The following is a 20,185-nucleotide window of genomic DNA, read 5'->3' as shown; positions in this document are numbered from 1 at the left end:
CAATGGCTACTGATCTTCGTGCACAGGCCGAGGCTTGGATCGCGCAAGATCCCGACCCCGCCACCCGCGAGGCATTAACCGCCGTCCTCGACGACGAGGCCGAGCTTGCGAAGGCCTTCGCTGGCCCGCTCCAGTTCGGCACCGCGGGGCTGCGCGGCGAGATCGGCTTCGGCGAGTCCCGCATGAACCAGGCCGTGGTCATGCGCGCCACCGCCGGGCTCATGGAATGGCTCAAGCAGCAGGTGGACACCCCTCGCGTGGTCATCGGGTGCGACGCCCGCCACGGCTCCTCCAAGTTCGCGCAAGCAGCAGCTGAGGTCGTCGCCGGTGCGGGTGGGCACGCCATGCTGTTGCCGCTGGCCCAGCCGACCCCGCTGACTTCCTTCAGCGTGCGCGCGCTCAACGCCGACGCCGGCATCATGGTCACCGCCTCCCACAACCCGAAGTGGGACAACGGCTACAAGGTCTACCTCGGCGGCCGCGTCGTCGCCGCAGACAACGCCGCCGGCTGCCAGATCATCTCGCCTGCCGACGCCGAGATCGCCGCCTGCATCGCCGCCGCACCCGGCGCGACGGAGCTCCCCCTCGACACAAACATCGAGCAGGTGGACACCCGCGAGGGCTACGTCGCCGCCACCAGCGCGCTTAGCGACCTCGACGGCACCCCACCGATCACGATCGTGCTCACACCAATGCACGGCGTCGGTGGCGAACTCGCACGCACCACCCTGGAGGCTGCGGGCTTTGGGGACGTAGTGGGCGTCGAGAAGCAGTGGAAGCCTGACCCTGACTTCCCCACCGTCGCCTTCCCCAACCCTGAAGAAGACGGTGCCCTCGACCTCGCCGTAGAGAAGGCGAACGAGGTCAACGCAGACGTCATCATCGCCCTCGACCCCGACGCCGACCGCTGCGCAGTCGCAGTCCCGGCGCGCACCACCCCAAGCGCGGGCACCCCGTTGGGCAACGGCTGGGTGAAACTCTCCGGCGACGAGACCGGCGCGCTGATCGGCGAGTACGTGGCGTCGCGTGCGCAGGGCGGCTCGACGGCGTGCTCGATTGTTTCGGGCAGGCTGCTCGGCAAAATCGCGGCAGCTCACGGGCTGGATCACGCGACGACGCTCACCGGGTTCAAGTGGATCGGGCGCACCCCGCAGCTCGTGTTCGGCTACGAGGAAGCGATCGGCTACTGCGTCGACCCGGCGCACGCCCGCGACAAGGACGGCATGTCCGCCGCGGTGATTGTCGGCTCGATCGTGGCGCAGCTCAAGGCCCGCAACATGAGTGTGCTCGAGCAGTTCGACGCCCTGGCCAGCAAGTACGGACTGTACCGCACCCAGCCGCTGACCTTCCGCGTCGAAGACCTCTCCCTCATCAGCGACGCCATGCAGCGCCTCCGCGCGCACACTCCGACGGAGCTCGCCGGTTCTGAGGTTGTCGAGTACGTCGACCTCAACAACGGCTACGGCGCCACCCCAGGCACCAACGGCATCCTGATCCGCACCGCGGACAACGATCGCGTAGTCATCCGTCCGAGCGGCACCGAACCGAAGCTGAAGTGCTACCTCGAGGTGGTCCTGCCAGTCGAAACGGGAGAGGCGCCTGACTGGACCGCCGCCGATGCCCGCCTGGCCACCATCAGCGACGCCACCCGCGCGCTGTGCGGAATCTAACTGCGCTATACTATCGAAGGCTTGGGCGCCGATTTATCGACGCCCAGCTCAGCCTCCATAGCTCAGTGGATTAGAGCAACCGGCTTCTACCCGGTGTGTCGCGGGTTCGAATCCTGCTGGGGGCGCTTTTCGTTTACCCCCGCTGCCTGGCGTTTTGCCTGGTGGCGGGGGTGTTTTTGCTGGTATGGTGGGTTTTGAAGAAAGGAGCCACAATGAGATTTACCCTCCTCGGAGCCGGAACCGGCATCATCACCACCCTTGCAGGCGCCAACCCTCTTTTCGGTCTCGCCTTCCTTGCCGTCGGTTACGGCATCGACAAGAACAAAAAGACAGCGTAACCATGCACCCCATCATTATCGATGAGCTGACAAGGGCGCGCCTATGGCACGTTCCGGAATGTGCCGAGCACTGTGGCGTCTCCCCTGCCACGTGGCGCGCCAGCTGCCCCGGCAGTCCCGTAAAGAACAGCCCACGAACAAAACAAAATAACTCGTAGCACACTCGTATGTGCTGGTAGGATAGCGGTCTATTAGGTTCGAGTACCGGTGGGGATCCTGAAGGCTCTCTAAAAGTTGGTGATCACTATGTCCAATATTCTTGACGTCGGCCAGTATGTGACTGAGCTCATTCCCGGCGTTGACAAGATGAAGCTCTACAAAATCTGCTTCTTTTCCCAAGGCTGGCACCTTGCCTGGACCGGAATGCCATTATTTGAAGAAGAGCTGCAAGCTTGGGCAAAAGGACCCGTCCCCTATGACCTCCGCCGCAGTACAGAAAACGTTGCGCGTGGCTGGACCATTCCAGATGTTCCTGGAGGAGATTCTTCAACACTTTCGTCATTTGCCCGAGCAACGATTGAAAGCGTTGTGAACTTCTACGGCTCGCTGACATCCGCGGAGTTGTCAGACATGAGCCACGGTCGAGCTTGGCAGGAAGCACGCAGCAACGCGGTCGGGGGCACGCATTGTAGCAGCGCTTTGAGCATGACCACGATGCGCGAAGAGTTCACGGAGTTGCTCCAGTCAGGACATTCTGTCCCAGACTCGCCTTCCCTGCCAGACGTGGATCACCTTCCTAGCTTCGATCATCTGCTTGCCACTGCACATGAAGTCGAAGCGGAATGGCACAACACCCTTTCACTCCTCGCGGACCGGTAATCAACGCAATTGTCTGACCACAGTGAAGCTTCCAGAGAGCAGCTTTTAGCTCAAATGCTCGTGGAGTTGGCGTGCGCAGTGAATCAAGGCTGCGGGGATCGTGTAAACGCGAACGGAGAACCGGAGAGTTATCTTGGATTTACTGTGGACCGGGCTTCTTTGGAAAGTGCAGTTTACGCCCCGTCCCAGTTATTCAGCGGCCAGCCCCGGTACGCCTCGGTGTTTGATAGAGGAGCCGCGCTGACCGTCCATATAGCCAATAACCATCCGTTTGCCGATGGCAACAAGCGCACCGCACTTATCGTTGGGCTCACTTATCTGCGCTTGTTTTCGGTTCATGTCCGAGAGCCAGAGGGCAAGGGACCTGATTTAGCCGCAGGCGAAGAAGGCGCCCGACTGATGGAGTACATCGTTACACATGCCGCGGATTTGGATTCGGTCATCGCACACACCAGCCGCGCATTTCAACGCTGGGCCGACATTGATGGTCTAGCGCGACGCTACCGACAAAAATAGCATCGCCCCCGATGTACCATGGCGCCATGTCCGTCTTAATGTCTTCCGCTCAGGCCCGCGAGTTGCTGGCCGCAGCGCATGAAACCGAGGAACGCACCCGGGAGAAACCGGCCGTTCCTTGGGGGTGGATCTTGTGCGCGGCGGTCTGCTTCGGGGCGAGCCTGCCGCTGATCTTTGTTCTCGACCAGTTTTGGCCGTTCCTCCTGTTTGTGCCATGTATCGGGTGCATCGTTGTCATCGAGCGACGCAGGTCAAACGGCGTGCGCTCAAGCATCCGACAGCCGGTCAAAGAGGACCCAAAAATGTCGTTTCTTCCCTTCGGCGTGTACTTCCTCTGCATATCGCTCTTGCAGGTCGCCCCGCTTCAGAACAAGGTGTTCTCGAGTCTGCTCGGCGCGTTCGCGACCGTCGTTTTCGTCGTTACGTACGCGAGGAGCTGGAGGACCAATGCCTGATATTTTGTTGCAACCCTCGTGCTTGAGCATCTGCGCCGCACTCTTTGCCGCCGAGTCCACCACCAGCGACGTCGGCGCCGCAGAGAACAAGGAGATGCACCCCAAGCGGCTGCGTACTCTCACCCAGCTAGAGAGCGACGCCTACCTCACGGCCATCGACGCGCTCAAAGAAGCCGGCTACGTCTCCCTGTTTACGGACCGCAAGGCGAACCCGGACAAGAACGTGGACTGGGTCTCTCTGACCGCTACCGGTGCCCGCGCATACCAGGACTGTATCGAGGAGTTGCGCTCGATTGCGGAGTCGGGCAGTCGGGTACCCTGAGGTGCATGACATTTCCCTCCCCAACTACTGATTCGTTCGCGCTGATTACCGGCGCTTCACAGGGCATCGGTGAGGCAGTTGCGCGCCAACTTGCTGCTGCTGGATATAACGTACTGCTGGTGGCGCGTCGAGAAGCGGTGCTGATGCAGCTTGCCAACGAGCTGGCACAAGCGCACGGCATCAACGCCGAAGTCTTCGCGGCAGACCTGTCCAAGGAGCGCGACGTGACCGCACTGCTGGACTACATCGGGCAGAAGAAGATCACCATCTGCGTGAACTCCGCCGGTATCGCCTCCTTTGGTCCGTTTATGAAGCAGGACTGGAACTACGAGACGGACCAGTTCAACCTCAACGCCACGGCGGTGTTCCGCATCACGAAGGCGGTGCTCGACCAAATGGTGCCGCGTGGCGAGGGTTCGCTGTGCAACGTGGGCTCGGCAGCAGGTAACATGCCGATCCCGAACAATGCCACGTACGTGTTTACGAAGGCGGGCGTCAATACGTTTACGGAGGCCCTGCACTATGAGCTCAAGGACAGCGGCGTACACTGCACTCTGCTCGCGCCGGGGCCGGTGCGTGAGGCTGAGGTTCCTGAGGAGGAGCAGTCGATCGTGGACAAGGTGGTGCCGGACTTCCTCTGGACCACGTACGAGTCCTGCGCGAAGGACACCATCAGCGCGATGCGCAGCAACAAGCGCCGCGTAGTGCCGGGTCCGCTTTCCAAGGTGATGGATTTCGTATCGACGTACGCTCCGCGCGGCGCCCTCGCCCCGATCATGGGGCGGTTCTACGCAAAGATGGGAGAAGAATAGATGGATGTCCCTGCAAAAAACGACCGCATCGTGTGGGTCGACCTGGAGATGACGGGCCTGGATACGTCCCGCCACGTCATCGTGGAGGTCGCAGCGCTCGTCACCGATGCCCAGCTTGAGATTCTCGACGAGGGCTTGGACCTCGTCGTCCACGCCACCGAAGATGAGCTCGCGGAGATGGATGACTTCGTCCTGAACATGCACACCGAGAACGGGCTTCTCGACGAGATCCGCTCCTCCTCCGTGTCCATCAAGGAGGCTGAGGACGCGGTCCTCGCGCTGATTGCAAAGCACTGCGACCCAGACCACCCAGCGCCGCTTGCTGGCAATTCCATCGCCACCGACCGGTCATTCATCCAGGAGCAGATGCCGCGTCTCGACGCCGCCCTACACTACCGCATGATCGACGTCTCCACCATCAAGGAGCTCTCACGCCGCTGGTTCCCGCGCGCTTACTACAACCAGCCCGAGAAGGGGCTGGCGCACCGCGCGCTCGCCGACATCGTGGAATCCATCCAGGAGCTCGACTACTACCGGCGTTGCGTATTCACCCCGGAACCAGGACCGGATTCTGAGGTGGCCGCCGACGCTGCAGCCGCCGCACACGCCCACTACCAGCGGTTTTTGCAATCCTAGGCTTTCATTGTAAAGTAGTTCCCGCTGTTGAAAAACAGCGATGGTGGCTGTAGTTCAGCTGGTAGAGCACCAGGTTGTGATCCTGGGTGTCGCGGGTTCGAGCCCCGTCAGCCACCCCGAGAGTGCCCCGTAACCTGCACAAGCAGGTTGCGGGGTACATTGCTTTTGACAGCAGGTACGTTAAGCCAAGAATTGTTGGGTTAAGCGGCTTAAGGGACATTTTGTGTGTTTTTACGGCGTGTCGCGATAAGGGACATTTTGTGTGTGTTTAGCTGCGTCCAGCCCACCCTTTTCTCACGCCTAAGCTGGGGTTCCACTGACCATCAATGCCGGTATCGAATTCTTTCGGCCGCCCATCCAGGTGACCGCGGCGTTGTAATTCTTCTCTGGCCCACGCAGCTCGTGCGGCCTTCTCGCCGACGCGTCCGAAGTCTTGTTGCCGGGCAAGCTCAAGAGGCGGTACCGGGTCTTGCGTGTGCATGTATAGCCACCAATCCATGGTGATGCGTTGATGTTCATCGAACATGCCACGGTGCTGGCCAGCTTTGTCTTTGAGCTGCTTGTTTATCCCGCCTTCTAACAGGTTCGTGGTGGCTTTTACATCTTGTGTCACGCCCTCTGGTGGGGCGAGGAAGACAAAGAGTTGGTCGTCTTGGATGAGCTTTTCAAACCTGCGCAGTGCACGACGTGCATTGCGGTGGGTGTACCACCATTGTTGGGTGTCGTTGACCCATGTTGGTACTTGACCTTGGGGGATATCACGGCGATAGGTGCGTTGTTTGAGCCAGTCGTCAAAGGTGATGCGGGTGGTGTGTACAGCGGCGATAAACCGTGCGGCATCATCGGTATCAGCAACGTTGACGAGCATGTAGCCAAGCTTGCGGATTGCTTTATGTGCTGGGTGGATCGGGTTTTTACTGATATCGCTAAACGTGTTGCGTTGTACGTGGACTAAGCAGCGCTGGATGGCTACGTGGGGCCATTTACTCCGGATTGCTTTTAAGGCTCCTCCTGAGCCGTCAGTGGTGATGATTAGCGGTGGGGCGATCTTGTCGAGGAGTTTGAGGTACTCCGATGAGCTTTCCCGCAAACACCAGTGCCAGGCAATGACGTGTGTGTCCGTACATGCAACGAGCAGGCATTTCTTGTGGAAGTAGGTGCCGTCGATAAAGACTTGGTCGTAGACGCGATATGGGTCTGTCATGTTGGGCACGGTGATAAACCACAGCAGTTGAAACCATCTGGTTAAGGTGCGTCTGGTCACCTTGTGTCGTTGAGCGACGCGGTCTGCGGGTTCCCCGGAAAGGATCCAGTCGAGAAAGATTTTGAAGTGGCGTACATCGTTGGTGCGGGCGCGGGGGTTGATTGTGGATGCGTTGCAGTTCGGGCAGCGCCAGCGTTGTGTGCCTGCGGTTGTGGTTCCGTTTTTTATCAGTGTGTGGCCGCATAGTGGGCAAGACGGCCGGTTTGTGATTGCCATAGCAATTGGCCTTACCGCACCACGGTCGGAGCCTATACCACAGGTGTGGTGGTATTCGGTGTTGATTTCTCGAAACGGGCGAATGGAACTGTTTTGAAAACCATATCTGGTTGCTGGCCGAGGTCATCCCGGGAAACCGGATAGATTTACACACACAAAATGTCCCTTAAGCCGCAGCAGCTAGGTAGGGCCTACCCCCAGGTCATCTCCTGCATCTCCGCGCAGGTCGCGGCGACAACGTCATGCCAAGAGCCGGTCATCTCGTAGATGCGGCGTTGCCGCTGGTAGCCGGCGCCGCGTTGCATGATCTCCAGCACCAGGTTCAGCTCGCGCGTGCACCCAAGCTGCGCAGCCACAGGCTGCAGGGTGTCCACCAACGTAACGAGTTCGTCGCGGAGCCAGCGTTCGTCGGTGTCGCGGCTGGTGATCACCAGCGCGTCGAGGCCGTAGCGGGCCCCGCGCCACTTGTTTTCGGCGACGTGCCAGGGCTGGAGCGTGGGGAGGGCTTCGCCGGCGTCGAGAAGTTGGTCGTAGTAGACGACCAAGCAGTGAGTCAGTGCGACGACCGCGGCGAGTTCGCGCAGGTTGGATGTGGCGTCGCTGATGCGGACTTCGATGGTGCCCCACTTGGCCGCGGGGCGGACGTCGAAGTGCATGGAGCCGGTGTGGTTGATCACGCCGGAGGTGCGCTGGTCGTCCATGAATTGGACCCATTCGGCCCAGCTTTGGAACTGGTACGGCATCCCGGCGGTGGGAAGCTGCTGGTAGAGCATGGTGCGGTTGGAGGCGTACCCGGTGTCCAGCCCGTCCCAGCCGGGGCTGGATGCGGAGATGGCGAGCAGGTGCGGGTAGTGCGTCATCACCGCGTTGATGATTGGCCAGACGCGGTCTTCGTGACTGATGCCGACGTGGCAGTGAATACCCCACAGCAGCATTTGCTGACCCCAGTACTGAGTACGGTTGATCATTTCCTTGTAGGAAATTTTGGGGCTGAGGGCTTGCTCGCGGAAGTCGGAAAATGGGTGGCCGCCGCTGGCCCACAGGTCGAGGTCGCGGGCGTCAGCTTCGGCGCGCACGACGGCCAAGCTCTCCGCCAGCTTATCGACGGCCTCTTTCGTATTCTTACATACCGGCGTCACCAGCTCGACCGTGTTTTGGAGGAACTCCCGCTCGAGGTGCACGTTGGGGTTCGTGGCGGAGATGGCGTCGATAATTTCGGGGGCGCGGGGTACCAGGTCCCGCGTCTCCTTATCGACAACACAGATCTCCCACTCCACTCCCAGTGTCGGCTCGGGGGAACGGGCGAACTCGCGGTATGGATCCATAAGTAGCCAGTCTAAACGCTGCGCTGGGCCCGCGCGGGGGTTTTATTCTCCCGCAAGGACGACAGTGATCGCCTCCGGCTTCTCGACGGCCTCCCGCGGCAAACTCGTATTCGCCGGCACATCCGTCGTCGCCCGAGGCGTACCACCGATCCGCTGCGCGAGCTCCGCCGCAACCGCGTCAGCACCCGGAGTGTTCGGGTTAAAGAACACGAAGGTTTGCGGGAACGCGCCGTAGGTCTGCTCCGGCATGTTCATCGCGGCGGCGTCATTGGAACGGTTCGCCACGTTGTAATGGGCGGCGAGGTCACCGGCGGTCCGGTTCGCCAGATCCGGGATGCCGGAGTTGTTGTAGACGTACACCTGCGCCTGCTCCCGGGCCAGGCCGGCGGGGGCTGGCGCTGGCTGTTCCTGCTCGGCTGGCTTTTCGGTGGGCTTGGCTTCTTCGGCTGGTTTTTCCTGCTCGCTTGGTTGCGCCTGCTCCGACGAGTTCGCCGGCGCCGAGATCGCGGTCGTTGCCTGGGTTGCTTGGGTGGCTTGGGCGGTCGTGGCTTCGGTGGAGCCCGGCGCGGCCGCGTCCTGGTTTCCGTCGCCCTTGTTCATGGCGTAGATGCCCCACAGCAGCAGAAGTGCCGCGACGGCCAGCAGGATCATCGCGACGCCCCGCTTCGGGAACGCCGCCGCCGGCGCCGCTTCGTAGTTTTGGTCGTAGTCGTCCTCTTCGGCGCGGCGGTGGGCGCCCTGGTACTCGTTCTCAGGATTCACATTAGTCACATGCGTCACTCTAAACGTTTTTGCACACGTTTACACCTTCCCACGCGCACCGCGTTCCCGGTTTCGCCAACCGTCAGTACATTCCGGTCGAGGTGTTTAAGGAGTGCGACGCTGGTCGCCGAAAATCGACCGGGCTGGGTGAAAATGCGCGACCTGCATCGCACGCTTCTAAGCGCACGCTACGAGCGAAAAAGGTATCAAACCTGGCGGTTGCGAGCCCGTGTCGGCCGCAAGTTGAGCGCTACATACAGTGCTCTCTCCTGTCGCTTTCGTTCCGGTCGAGGTGTTTAAGGAGTGCGACGCTGGTCGCCGGAAATCGACCGGGCTGGGTGCAAATGCGCGACCTGCATCGCACGCTTCTAAGCGCACGCTACGAGCAGTTTGGGGCGAGGAGCGGGCCGGGTGCGCACCAAATTCCTGCATGGAATTATGCGACCTGGACTTTCGCAGATCCGCTTGCCGAAAAACAGGAATGTGGTGTCTGAGTGGGAGGGACGCGCACCAGATTCCTGGTTTTTGGCGGGCACGTTTGGAAAATCCCAGGTCGCTAGGGGAAAACCCGGAATCTGGTGCGCGATCACGCCGGGTCGGGGAACAATCTTCGTAAACAAACGTCGCGACCTGGGGAAACGAAAGCGTTGGTCGACCGGAGCCGGCCCCAAACGCAAAATAGTTCCCGGGCGCGGGAACTTTTTCACAGCTCGAAGAGAGGAGCGGCTCAACGGTCGCGGAGGCGCTGCAGGCGGCGTACGAGTTGTGGGAATTCGGAAAGGGCGGAGGGGTCGTCGAGAAGGAGGTTGAGTTTTTGGTAATAGCGAACCGGTGTGAGCCCGAGCTGGGTGGTGATGGCCTCTTCTTTGGCGCCGATGGCGCGCGGGGCGTGGGCCTCGAAGGTGAGGATGGCGCGGTCCGAATCTGAAAGCTGCTCAGGCATGCCTATTATGGTAGCCATGACCATTCGACCGATCGTTATTTATGGCGACCCTGTCCTGCACAACCCGACGAAGCCGGTGGAGCAACCAGTCGAGGAGCTGCAGGAACTCATTGCGGACATGCACGAAACGATGGACGCCGCCAACGGCGTGGGCCTGGCCGCGAACCAGATTGGTGTGCCGCTGCGCCTGTTCGTGTACCACTGCCCTGACGGCGACACGATGCGCCGCGGCACCGTGATCAACCCGGTGCTGGAGACAAGCGAGATCCCGAAGACCATGCCGCGCGACGACGGCGAGGACGACGAAGGCTGCCTCTCCGTCCCGGGCGAGGGCTTCCCCACCGGCCGCGCGGACTGGGCCAAGGTCACCGGCCTGGATGAGAACGGCAACGAGATTGAGGTCGAGGGCACTGGGTTCTTCGCGCGTTGTCTGCAGCATGAGGTCGGCCACCTGGACGGCTTTGTGTACACGGACGTGCTCACCGGCCGCTACAAGCGCGAGGCAAAGCGCGCGATTAAGGCGAATGGGTGGACGGAGCCGGGCAACACATGGCTGCCTGGCACGGACGAAGACCCATTCGGACACTAAAGGCACTATAGCCAAGATGTTTCGCCAGGAAGCGCCCACTGTTGGGGGCAGGGTGACGGTCCGCTACCGCACGGAGTCCGGGGTCAATGAGGCGCTCGGGGAGGTCGTCGGGGTGGACCCGTTACGGGTGCGCCGCCGCGATGGGCGCGAGGTGACCATCACGGAGCCGGTGGCGGTGCGTTCGTTGGCGCCGAGGACGGTTCGGAATTCGGAGATTCGTCGAAAAGAAGTGGAGCTCGCGGAGGCGAACCCGGCACCGGTGCAGGAGTGGGTCGAGGGGTGGCTGGCCCGCGCGGGCGCCGCGAACCCGCAGGATAATACGGCAGTGCCGTTGGGCCCGTCGGCGGCACTCGCACCGCTGCCACTCACCGAGCTCAAAGATTTTTACGACGCCCACTCCCTCCCAGTGCGCCTGTTGGTGCCGGAGCGCATCGGCAAGGCGGCGGAGAAGCACGCGGCGCGACACCCGGAGCTGTGGGAGGTCGGCCCGGAGGAGATCGTGGGCGATGACCATCATCGGCGGCGTGTCCTGCGTCTGCGCTAGGATATTGGCATGCGCATCGCCACTTGGAACGTGAACTCTGTACGTACGCGGGCGGAGAGGATCGCCGCTTTCCTCGACCGCAACGACGTCGACGTGTTGGCCATGCAGGAAACGAAGACGAAGGACGCCACGTTCCCCTACTCAACGTTCGAGGCGGCGGGCTACGAGGTCGCACACGTGGGCTACGACCAGTGGAATGGTGTGGCCATCGCGTCGCGGGTGGGGCTGGAGAACGTGCGGACGCACTTTGAGCGCCAGCCGTCGTTCGCGAAGAAGGGAGATCCGGTTGTGGAGGCCCGGGCGGTTGGGGCGAGCTGTGGGGGCGTCGATATCTGGAGCTTGTACGTGCCGAACGGGCGCGAGATCGGCGACCCACACTACGAATACAAACTCGAGTTCCTCTACTCTCTGCGCGAGACCGTGGACCCGCAAACGTTGCAGCTGTTCACGGGCGATTTCAACATTGCGCCGCGCGACGAGGACGTGTGGGACATCGCCTGGTTTGAGGGCAAGACGCACGTCACGGAGCCGGAGCGCGCCGCGTTCCAGATGCTGCTGGAGTCCGGCTTGGAGGAGATCCGCCACGCGGACCCGTACTCGTTCTGGGATTACAAGTCCATGCGCTTCCCCAAGAACGAAGGCATGCTCATCGACTTCCACTTAGCGACGCCCCCTCTCGCCCGCCGCCTGCAACAGGCTTGGGTGGACGTGGCGGAGCGCGACGACAAGGGCGCATCGGATCACGCGCCCGTCATCGCTGATTACGACACCGCCGACCTCGCACTCGACCAGGTGCGGTAGCCATGTTGTCTCTGTTCAGTGGCCTCTCCCTGTGGCAGCTCATCGCCATGGGCATCGACTACGCCATCAAGTTCGTCATGATTGGCGTGGTGCCGTCGAACCGCAAGCCGTCGAGCGCGAACGCTTGGCTGCTGCTCATTCTGCTGCTCCCGTTCGTGGGCCTGCCGCTGTACCTGCTGATGGGGTCCAAGTACGTCTCGCAGCGGCGCCACCGCATCCAGAAGGAAGCGAACGCCGTCCTCAACGACGTCTACTCCGACATCCCGGACATTCCCGCCGGTCAGCAGGCGAACCCGGAAGTGACCTCGATGATCACGCTGAACCGCACCCTGACCGGCTTCCCCGCCGTGCACGGTAGCGCGGTCGCCATGTGGGCGGATTACGAGAAGACGATGGTGCGGATTGCGGAGCTCGTCGATAAGGCGGAAGAGTACGTCGACATCGAGATTTACGCGGTGGCCTGGGACAACACCACCGCCATTGTGTTTGAGGCGTTGGAGCGTGCCGTGGCCCGCGGCGTCCACGTCCGCCTCCTCTTCGACCACATCGGCTCCATGAAATACCCCGGCTTCCGCGCGCTCAAACGGCGCCTGACGAAGGCCGGCATCCACTGGCACCTCATGTTGCCGCTGAGCCTGCTCAAGGGCCGCTTCCGCCGCCCGGATCTGCGCAACCACCGCAAACTCATCCTTATCGACGGCCACACCGCCATGATGGGCTCCATGAACCTCATCGACCGCACCTACCTCACCCGCCAACACCGCGCCGCCGGACGCCAATGGGTCGACGCCTTCGTGGAACTCCAAGGGCCCATCGTCACCTCCATCGAGGCGCTGTTCGCCGTGGACTGGTACTCCGAATCCGGCGAACCCATCGAGCTCACCGCCCCCTTGGACCTCGGCGCCCCCGCGGATGCCAACCTGGTCCAGCTCATCCCCTCGGGACCCGGCTACCAGGCCGAACCGAACTTGCGGATGTTTAACACCCTCATCCACCACGCCAAAGAACACCTGGTGCTGTGCTCCCCCTACTTCGTCCCCGAGGACTCACTGCTGGAGGCCATCACCACCGCCTGCTACCGCGGCGTGCGCGTGGACCTGCTCGTCGGGCAGAAGGCGGACCAGTTCATGGTGCAACACGCCCAGTCCTCCTACTACCAACAGCTCCTCGAGGCCGGCGTGCACATCTGGGAGTTCCCCGCCCCCTACGTCCTGCACACCAAGTTCCTGCTCGTCGACCCCACCTCGAAGGAGCCCGGCGCCGCCGTCGGCGTGCTCGGCTCCTCCAACATGGACATTCGCAGTTTCTCACTCAACTACGAAAGCTCACTCTTAATTTGCGACGGCCCCCTCCTCCGCAACCTCAACCACCTCGCCGACACGTACTTGTCCGTGACGCGGGAGCTCACGCTGGAGCGCTGGAACACGCGGCCGTGGTACCGCCGCTACATCGACAACGTGATGAAGCTGACCTCGGCGCTGCAGTAGTTCACTGGCAGTGCCAAAGGACGCAACCACATCCGAAAAACCCGGCAAAAGCCCAGGTCACGGAAAACTGGTTGCGTCCTTTGGCACTGCCCCACAGCCAGGCGCACCAAATTCCCCCACGACCGACCAGCGACCTGGGAAAACGCCGAGGCCCCGTGCTCGAACCCGGGAATTTGGTGTCCCCCCATCTAGCTAGACACCAGATTCCTGGATTTTCGCGAGCAAACCCTACGTTTCCTCAGGTCGCGCATTTGGGGTGAACTGGAATTTGGTGCGCGCCCTCACACGCCAAACACCAAATTCCCCCACGACCGACCAGCGACCTGGGAAAACGCCGGAACCCTAGCCAAAACCAAGGAATTTGGTGCGTCGGGCGAATAAGCGACCTACTTGTTCGCCATCACGGCGGCGGCCGCGCCGCCCAGGCCCAGGATGCCGAGCAGCACGCCGACAACGATCAGGATCGTGTTGCGCGTCTTCTCGTCGACGCCGCCCTTGTCGGTGGCCTTGGCGTCTTGCGTGGTTGGGTCAGCTGGCGCCGCGGTGCTCGGGGCCGCTGAAGGCGATGGCTTTGCCGACGTGGTTGGTGGCGTCGATGGCCGCTTAGGTTGCTTCAGTTCCTTGGTGTCCGCGAGGTTGCGGCGGTTGGTGTCCTGGAAGTCGCCGAGTTTACCTTGGGAGAGCAGTGCGGATGCCCGCTGGCCCAGCACGGAGTCACCGAGTTGGGTGCTGACTTGGCGCAGCTCGTCCTCGGTGTAGTCGAGGAGGCTGATGTCGAAAAGCTCGCTGAAGACGATTTCGCCGGACTCGTTTTCGATCTGGATGTAGACCGGCACGTAGGAGCCGTACAGGCGCTGCGTGTCCGGGATTGGGATCTGGATTTCCTTGCGGGACTGCGGCCCGGCTTCCTTGGCGTCGCCGATGCCCTTGACCTTGATGGTCTGGACTGGGGCGATGCGGGAAAGTTCCTTGCCGTAGAATGCGCGCACGGTGAACTCATGGTCGTGGTAGCCACGGTTGCCGATGGTGCCCACAACCTTGTTGTCGGTGCGCACGGTGGCGATGCTGTTCTCGTCGGCCATGTAGAAGTCGGCCTTGCCGTCGTTCTTGAGGGCAGCGGCGGCGTCGAGTTCGCGGGCGTCGCGTTCGATGCCGCGGCGCTTCTCGGCGTCCTTGTCCGACTCGGAGTCGGACTCGGCGGGCTTGACGGAGACGTCACCGATGCCGCCAGCCTTGACGTTGAGGTTCTTCCACTCGGACGGGACGGACCACTCGCCGACGTAGCAGTCGGGGGCGCCGGCGCAGCCTGGGTGCGGGGCCTCCTGGTTGCCGCTCTTGTCTTCCTCCTGGTAATCGAAGGTGACGAACTGGTAGGCGTAGTTCATGGCGGATGGGCGATCGCTGAGCCAGTCTCCGTACTTGGTCCATTCGTAGACGGATTGGCGCTTGCCGTCGACCCACAGCATGCCGTTGTGGTTCAGGCCCAGGTTGTGACCGAGCTCGTGCATGATGGTGTTGCGTACTTTGTCCTCGGCGCCCATGCGGGCGTTCTTGGACACGTAGAAGCTCGTGCCGCCGATCAGTGCGCGTCCGGTGGCGTAGTTGATGGAGCCGTTGGCGGAGGGGGCGTCCATAAGGTCGCCGATGACACCGGAGCGGAAGATGCCTTCGCGCTCTTTGAGCAGGTCCACCGACGTGGTGATCAGCTCCGAGCCGGACGTTTCGGGCGAGTTGAAGTAGTGGTCCTTGTAGCCAAGGATCGGCCCGCCGCGGTATTCGTCGTCGCGGGCTTCGAAGTTCTTGGAGTAGCCCTTACCTGCGTCGATGTGCAGGTTGTAGCCGTGTGCGGCGAACTTCTTCACCAGCTGGTCCAGGATGAGCCCGGACGGGCGGTAGACGTTCGTGTTCATCTTCGAGCAGGCGTCGTAGCGGGCGAAGCCTTCGGGGTTGACGGCGAAGCGCGCCGCTTCCTGGCAGCCCTCGGTTTCCCATTCGGACTTCATCCAGTTCATCTGGAGGAAGATGTCTTTCTCATACGGGTTGGCGCCCCAGCGGTGCAACGGCATATCGACGCCATTTACATTCGCACCCTGCATTTCCCAGATGTCTAGCAGGCCGTCACCATCCGAGTCCAACGCCCCCAGCTGCGTTTCGATCTTGACCGTCATCTCGGCCTTCATCGTCGCGCCAGGCTCGACGGTCTGGACCCAGGTGCCGCTGAGGACTTCACCACGTTCCATGTTTTTGTTGTCAGAGCCCGCGTTCCACTCTGGGAGAGTCGCCGGATCCTGAGCGGTGGCAAGTGCCGTCGCACCCGGGAAGTTCGCGTCGACTCGGTAGGCGGACTTGTCCTCCCCGCGCAGGCTGTCCCCAAACTGCGCGGCGGTCATGGTGCCCTTCATTGGCTTGGCGTGGTTGTACATGCGGATCGCCAGCTCACGGGCGGTTCCGGCGTTGTTGGTCAGCTCGGTGACCACGTTGATCTCGTCGCCTTTGACGGTAAAGGTGCGCTTCATGGTGACTTCGCGTCGCGGGTCGGTGTGCTCCAGCACCGTGACGCCGTCCTCGGGGGAGCTCTCAGTCGTACTCTTCGCGATCGGCGCCACCACGCGCCCATCGGCCCAGCCGATCACACCGACCTGGTTCTCCAACTTGCCCGCAACCGACTTCGGGTTCATGTAGGTCAGGGTTGCCTCGTGGTAGCTCTTCCGGATGTGGAGCTGGGTCTGGATGGCATCATCATCTGAATTGACGGGGGACGCCGTCGCAGGCACGGCCGACACTGCGCCCATGCCGAGCGCGAGCGTCACTGCACCTGCAATCACTGTCTTGTGAAAACGCATCCTTTTACCTCCTCAAGCCCAGGTCACGCATAAGGTGTCTGAGATTCGACTGAACAACTGGGACTTCCTGCAGCGCGAGCAAACCGGCGCCTACCAGGAACCCAAGTGCACCGAGAATTACAGTAATCCACCCCGCTGCCGAACTCCCAGTCTCGGGGGCTGGGTCCGGCTCCGGCGTTGACGCCGGGGTGCTCGGGGTCGGTGTCGGCGTGGACGTGGGTGCCTCTGTCGATGGTGTCGGCGCAGCGGTCTGGCGCGGCTCACGCACGTACGCCGACACCTTCACGGTGCGCTGCGAGCCGTCCTGGTAGGTCACCACAACCGGCACCTCAACCTTCGACTTCGGCTTCACCGACGCGTCCGGCAGCACCTGCAACCTGCCCGAATACTTATCGACGTGCACCTGCCACCCCTTGGCGGCGAAGCTGGCGTCGATACCAAAGGTGGTCTCAGGCGGGACGCGCTGGCCCTGCGGCGTGGAAGCCAAGTCGCCGGCGTTGACGTAGATGTCGCTCCAGCGCGGGCGCTCTTCGTCGGCGATGGCCTTCTTGCGCAGCTCGGCGTCGATAAACTCCTCGGAGCCATCGGGGTACTTCACGCGCACGCGCACGTTGTACTTGGCGCCGCCCGGCGCGTCTTTCGGTAGCACGGCGGTGATGCGGCCCGTCTTCGTATCGACGCTCACATCCAACCCAGCGTTCTCCTCAATCGAGAACGTGGTGTTTTCCGGCACCGGGGTCAGCATCTCGTAGGACGTGCGGGTGCCGCCGGTCAGCGTTTCCGGCGCGTACCTCGGCGTGAATGTCTCCGCGTCCGGTTTGCTGTGCTTCACCCCGACGTGGAATGGCACATCGGTGGAACTGCCGTCCGGGTAGGACACCGTCACCACCGCGTCCAGCGGCCGGGCACCATTTTCCGGCGCACGCACGACCAGGTTGCCGGTGTCACGGTTCACGGACACCTTCCACCCATTGAGGTTCTTGTTGCCCTCGGCGTCCTCGAAGAACACGAAGTCGGTGCCCTCCGGCACGTTGCGAACATCCGTCCTATGCAGGACGATCGGCGTCCCCGGCAGCACCTCGCGGCCAGTTTCATAGGCGTGGTTGTAGCTGCCCGCGATCTGGCGCGGCAGGATGTTGAAGTAGACGGGGACGTGCTGGGTGGAGCCGTCGCTAAAGCTGGCCTTTACCATCACTTGCACGACGTCACCGGCCTCCAGGTCGTCGCCTGTGGCCTTGAACGTGACCATGCCTGGCTGCTCGCCGTCCTCGGCGGTGCCCTCCCGCTCAACGACGCTCGCGTCAGTTTCGCCCTCGATCGAGTAGGAGACCTGTGCCTCTTCCGGGATCGGCTGGTTGAAGAACACCTCGGCGCCCTGCATCAGGGTCGCCAGCGGCGCGTGGCTGCGGGTCTCTTCGCCCAGGCGGACGAACACGTCCGGGTACTGCAGCTTGTACTCTTCGGCGTACGGGGTTGGGTCGAGCACGTTGACCTTAATCACGCGCTGCTCGCCGGTGGAGAGCCGTACCCAGTACCTGCGCTCACCCTTCGATCCGCCCTCGGAGCGCGGCGGCTTCAAGAACACCTCGCCGTCCCTACCGATGGAAACCCAATCCGGCACCCCACCGGCCTTCAGTTCATCCTTCGTCGAGACGATCTCCATGCCGCTCGCGATTTCATCCGGTCTCATCACGTTCGTCTCAAGCGTCGTCCCCGCCTTCACGTTGATCGGCGTCCAATCCTCCGAGAAGTCAGACTCGACGTGAAGCGTCGCCAGCTCTTCGTACAGCGGGTCCCACACCTTGAAGGAGAACTTGTGATTCCACTTGTCACTACTGCCGACAACACGCACGTTGCCATCCGGCGTCAGCGACACCTGGTAGCCCTCCGCACCCAGGAACTTGGTATTCGGGTCCAACTTCGCCGACGGCACGAACTCGTACACCTCGCCAGGCTTTACGCTCTTCGAGGTAATCGCGAACTTCGGCTTCTCATGAGGAGTGCTGTCCGGTGAGAAGGGGTTCGTCCCCAAGCTCACTTCGTCCTCGTTGCTCACGCCATCGCCGTCGAAGTCCGCGGCTGGGATGGAGAACACACGCTCGTCCTCGCCAACAAACCCGATCAAGAAATCCTTCGCATCAGACGAGTTATCCGGGTAGTCCACCTCCACGCGCGCATGCGTGATGAAGGTGTTCATGAACCACTTCGAAACCCGCTCAAACTCCGGCTTCGAGTTCCCAAACTCCTGCTCGTAGGCCTCCGCGAACGCCTCCAGGCCTTTCGCCTTCACAACGAAACGGTTACCGTCGGAGGCGTCGACAAGCGCGTGGTCTAGCGCCGGCGACTTCCTGCCGTTCTGCTCGCCCTTATACCGAATCGAGCGCACCTTCACCTCAGCATTGCCGAACGGCGTCCCGCTTCGGAACTCCTGGCCCGGCTTCAGCCGCACCAGCAGCTCGCCCGGGTACGGGTCGTACTGCTCAGCCATGTATGGCTTCCGCGTCGTCGTAGTCGGCTTCACACTTGTCGACGTCGGCTTCGCACTCGAAGGCTTCGTCTGCTGCGCGCTGCTCGGCTTCGGCTGCGGCTGCGGGGTGCTGCTCGACGGCGACGGCTTTGGCTGCGGTTTTGCGCTCGTCGTTGTTGAAGTAGGCGCCGGCGTTGTCGTCTCCGGAAGCTTCGGCAACGGATTCTTCGCAACACCCCTATCCCTGGCGTCGAACGGGTTCGCCCCCTTCTTGGCCTCCTCGCCATTCGACACACCATCGCCATCAAAATCCCCATCCGGATCGTTGGCGAGGCGGCCGTCGAGACCCAAGAGACGCAGCGGCAACACCACGTTCTCCTGCACCGAGCCATCCGTGAACCTAATGTCGAAATCCAGTTCGTTGATCTTCGACTGGTCATCCAAAAACTTCTGAGGATTCCACTTATAAATGGAGTCCTTCCCCGACAGCACTTCTTTGTGATATTCGGTGGCAAGTACCCCAATCTCCGGTGCCCACACACTCACCTGAAAGCGATGCGTCGCATCAATGCCGCTCGTGGGTGTAGGGTGCCACGCCACGTCCGAAAACTTAATCTTCTTGATAAGCCGCTCGACCCTGCCTATCGACGTCAAGTCCCCCGACTCCAGCTCACTACGCCCCAGCTTCCCGGGCCTGACCTCCAGCAGCTTATATTTGATTGGATTCGTCTCGGCCAGCGCCGGGCCCTTCGCCTGCGCATTTGCCTGCACCTGCAGCTCTGTTGGCCCTGCAACCTGCACCAACGGCGTCACGATCAACGCCGCCGCCGCAACAACCACACCCCTCCGCAACCGGGTCCGCACACGCGAACCCGCCCGGCGAGCTTCATCTGCTGCCCGGCCGCGATTATTCGCCACAACGAATCCTTTCTGCAGCAAAAGCCAATGACACTCCCAGGGTAGTCCCCATTATTCGTTTTGCCTAAACCTCCGCAACTTTCTAAATGTTTTCTCATGTGGCGGGTGTGGTTTGTGGGTCTTGCCATCTCATGCGCTTCGTTGGACGTGCACCAAATTCCCCTCCAGCCCCCGCACGAACAGGGAAAACGTCGTCACCCCCTTCCGAAATCAAGGAATCTGGTGCACACCCCGCCCAGCCTGACACCAAATTCCCCTTTCACCCCTACACCACCAGGGAAAACACAGATGACATCCGCCGAAAACAAGGAATCTGGTGCAGACCTTGGAACCAAACGGGGGTCCGAGAAGTCTAAAAGATATGCGATACACACCAATGAACCAGTCAGACGCGCTCCAGCGAATCCTCACTTTTGCGAGGCCGCGTCCTCAACACATCGCGAGTGGGTACTCCGCGC

Annotated in this window: 18 protein-coding genes and 2 tRNA genes; 14 read left to right on the top strand and 6 right to left on the bottom strand. The window is 61.9% G+C overall.

Features of this window, described 5'->3' with window-relative positions; all coding sequences use genetic code 11:
- Positions 1–2: 2 nt before the first annotated feature.
- The 10 genes from JMN37_RS05905 to JMN37_RS05865 all read left to right on the top strand — a co-directional run bounded on the left by JMN37_RS05905 (position 3) and on the right by JMN37_RS05865 (position 5,684).
- Positions 3–1,670 carry a phospho-sugar mutase gene (locus JMN37_RS05905; RefSeq protein WP_252931349.1) on the top strand — a complete coding sequence of 556 codons (1,668 nt, stop codon included), beginning with the start codon at positions 3–5 and terminating at the stop codon, positions 1,668–1,670.
- 51 nt (positions 1,671–1,721) lie between these two features.
- Positions 1,722–1,795 (top strand) — tRNA-Arg (locus JMN37_RS05900).
- Positions 1,796–1,882: 87 nt separating this feature from the next.
- A complete protein-coding gene (locus JMN37_RS11315; protein WP_256472759.1) occupies positions 1,883–2,008 on the top strand; it encodes a hypothetical protein in 126 nt (41 codons plus the stop codon).
- A gap of 246 nt (positions 2,009–2,254) precedes the next feature.
- On the top strand, positions 2,255–2,827 hold the full coding sequence (locus JMN37_RS05895; protein ID WP_252931348.1) for a Panacea domain-containing protein: 573 nt from the start codon (positions 2,255–2,257) through the stop codon (positions 2,825–2,827).
- A gap of 9 nt (positions 2,828–2,836) precedes the next feature.
- Positions 2,837–3,343, top strand: coding sequence for a type II toxin-antitoxin system death-on-curing family toxin (locus tag JMN37_RS05890; protein ID WP_252931347.1), 507 nt, complete (start codon positions 2,837–2,839; stop codon positions 3,341–3,343).
- Between the two features lie 26 nt (positions 3,344–3,369).
- Complete coding sequence (locus JMN37_RS05885; RefSeq protein ID WP_252931346.1) at positions 3,370–3,798, top strand: hypothetical protein; 429 nt, start codon at positions 3,370–3,372, stop codon at positions 3,796–3,798.
- A complete protein-coding gene (locus JMN37_RS05880; protein WP_071573580.1) occupies positions 3,791–4,120 on the top strand; it encodes a hypothetical protein in 330 nt (109 codons plus the stop codon). Before JMN37_RS05885 ends, JMN37_RS05880 begins: the two co-directional genes overlap by 8 nt.
- 5 nt (positions 4,121–4,125) lie before the next feature.
- Positions 4,126–4,932 (top strand): mycolate reductase, encoded by an 807-nt coding sequence (gene cmrA / locus JMN37_RS05875; protein WP_071573581.1) that lies wholly within the window; start codon positions 4,126–4,128, stop codon positions 4,930–4,932.
- Positions 4,933–5,568 (top strand): oligoribonuclease, encoded by a 636-nt coding sequence (gene orn, locus JMN37_RS05870; protein ID WP_252931345.1) that lies wholly within the window; start codon positions 4,933–4,935, stop codon positions 5,566–5,568.
- 43 nt (positions 5,569–5,611) lie between these two features.
- A tRNA-His gene (locus JMN37_RS05865) sits at positions 5,612–5,684 on the top strand.
- Positions 5,685–5,836: 152 nt separating this feature from the next.
- On the opposite strand, the gene JMN37_RS05860 is transcribed toward JMN37_RS05865, so the two are convergent.
- From JMN37_RS05860 to JMN37_RS05845, 4 genes are all read right to left on the bottom strand, one after another.
- Entirely contained in the window at positions 5,837–7,048 is a 1,212-nt protein-coding gene (locus JMN37_RS05860; protein ID WP_252931344.1) for an IS1249 family transposase, read from the bottom strand.
- 191 nt (positions 7,049–7,239) lie between these two features.
- Complete coding sequence (locus JMN37_RS05855) at positions 7,240–8,373, bottom strand: glutamate--cysteine ligase (RefSeq protein ID WP_070478205.1); 1,134 nt, start codon at positions 8,371–8,373, stop codon at positions 7,240–7,242.
- A gap of 42 nt (positions 8,374–8,415) precedes the next feature.
- Positions 8,416–9,144: a LytR C-terminal domain-containing protein gene (locus JMN37_RS05850; RefSeq protein WP_071573094.1), complete on the bottom strand. Its 729-nt coding sequence runs from the start codon at positions 9,142–9,144 to the stop codon at positions 8,416–8,418.
- Positions 9,145–9,862: 718 nt separating this feature from the next.
- Positions 9,863–10,078: a DUF3263 domain-containing protein gene (locus JMN37_RS05845; protein ID WP_070361851.1), complete on the bottom strand. Its 216-nt coding sequence runs from the start codon at positions 10,076–10,078 to the stop codon at positions 9,863–9,865.
- A 16-nt stretch (positions 10,079–10,094) separates the two neighbouring features.
- Here JMN37_RS05845 and JMN37_RS05840 point away from each other — a divergent pair, with 16 nt between their 5' ends.
- The 4 genes from JMN37_RS05840 to cls are packed head-to-tail and all read left to right on the top strand — an operon-like array spanning position 10,095 to position 13,499.
- Complete coding sequence (locus tag JMN37_RS05840) at positions 10,095–10,667, top strand: peptide deformylase (protein WP_070363431.1); 573 nt, start codon at positions 10,095–10,097, stop codon at positions 10,665–10,667.
- Positions 10,668–10,683: 16 nt separating this feature from the next.
- The gene (locus tag JMN37_RS05835) at positions 10,684–11,211 is read left to right on the top strand and encodes a GNAT family N-acetyltransferase, cg3035/Rv0428c family (RefSeq protein WP_252931343.1); all 528 of its coding nucleotides are present in this window, start codon (positions 10,684–10,686) and stop codon (positions 11,209–11,211) included.
- Between the two features lie 9 nt (positions 11,212–11,220).
- Positions 11,221–12,012 carry an exodeoxyribonuclease III gene (locus JMN37_RS05830; protein WP_252931342.1) on the top strand — a complete coding sequence of 264 codons (792 nt, stop codon included), beginning with the start codon at positions 11,221–11,223 and terminating at the stop codon, positions 12,010–12,012.
- A gap of 5 nt (positions 12,013–12,017) precedes the next feature.
- Complete coding sequence (gene cls, locus JMN37_RS05825; RefSeq protein ID WP_071573173.1) at positions 12,018–13,499, top strand: cardiolipin synthase; 1,482 nt, start codon at positions 12,018–12,020, stop codon at positions 13,497–13,499.
- A 386-nt stretch (positions 13,500–13,885) separates the two neighbouring features.
- On the opposite strand, the gene JMN37_RS05820 is transcribed toward cls, so the two are convergent.
- Positions 13,886–16,342, bottom strand: a complete 2,457-nt coding sequence (locus tag JMN37_RS05820; protein WP_071573092.1) for a zinc metalloprotease — start codon at positions 16,340–16,342, stop codon at positions 13,886–13,888.
- A gap of 4 nt (positions 16,343–16,346) precedes the next feature.
- Positions 16,347–19,727 (bottom strand): Rib/alpha-like domain-containing protein, encoded by a 3,381-nt coding sequence (locus JMN37_RS05815; RefSeq protein ID WP_143110550.1) that lies wholly within the window; start codon positions 19,725–19,727, stop codon positions 16,347–16,349.
- Positions 19,728–20,185: the final 458 nt, after the last annotated feature.

Source organism: Corynebacterium lipophilum (genome assembly GCF_024102595.1).
GTDB lineage: Bacteria > Actinomycetota > Actinomycetes > Mycobacteriales > Mycobacteriaceae > Corynebacterium > Corynebacterium pseudogenitalium.
Note: the sequence above shows the minus strand (reverse complement) of the source record. Positions and strands in the feature narration are given on the sequence as shown.